General features: G+C 59.0%; 1 protein-coding gene. It reads left to right on the top strand.

Annotation, left to right across the window (positions count from 1 at the left end; genetic code table 11):
* Positions 1-409: hypothetical protein (locus tag LNV09_RS24640; RefSeq protein ID WP_263559706.1), on the top strand; the 409-nt coding region annotated here is incomplete at its 5' end.
* Between the last annotated feature and the right edge of the window lie 128 nt (positions 410-537).

Genomic DNA, 537 nt, shown 5'->3' with positions numbered 1-537 from the left:
CGCGGCCAGCTGGCTGCGGCCCCTCAGCTTCGACGTTAGAGCTCACATGTCCGCCACTTGGCCTTGCGCAAGCTATTTCAATTCAGGCACTGCTACGGCAAGAAACGTCATGCGCGAGCTGGAGTTCGTCGACCGCAAGAATTGGTATGAACTGTATCGCCGGACAGAGGACGAAACGCACTGGCGGCTCGATGCAGAAGACAAGTTTCAGCAGCGATACCTCGTGCGAATCGAGGATCCGGCCAATTGGGAGGACTTCGACTCTACGGAACTCGAAAAGCGACTTCTGCTTGAGTCTCGGGGCGGCCTCGGACCTGAGGGTTGTATTTGCCTGGGTTGTAGCGCGCCAGTCCTGCTCGGGTCGGCTTTCTGCCTAGATCACACTTATGAGCGAGGGGTTCGAAAGTGAGCTCTAACCCTGCGCTCGAGTGGACCTCCGCCAGCTGGCCGCGCTACGCGGCCTGTATATTTTCAGCTGCGCGCGGCCAGCTGGCTGCAGCCCCTCAGCTCGAACGTTAGCCATTCATCAAGGAGCCT

The organism is Paucibacter sp. B2R-40 (assembly GCF_025717555.1).
In the GTDB taxonomy this organism is placed as follows: Bacteria; Pseudomonadota; Gammaproteobacteria; order Burkholderiales; family Burkholderiaceae_C; genus Paucibacter_A.
This window is presented reverse-complemented; position numbering and strand designations above follow the sequence as displayed.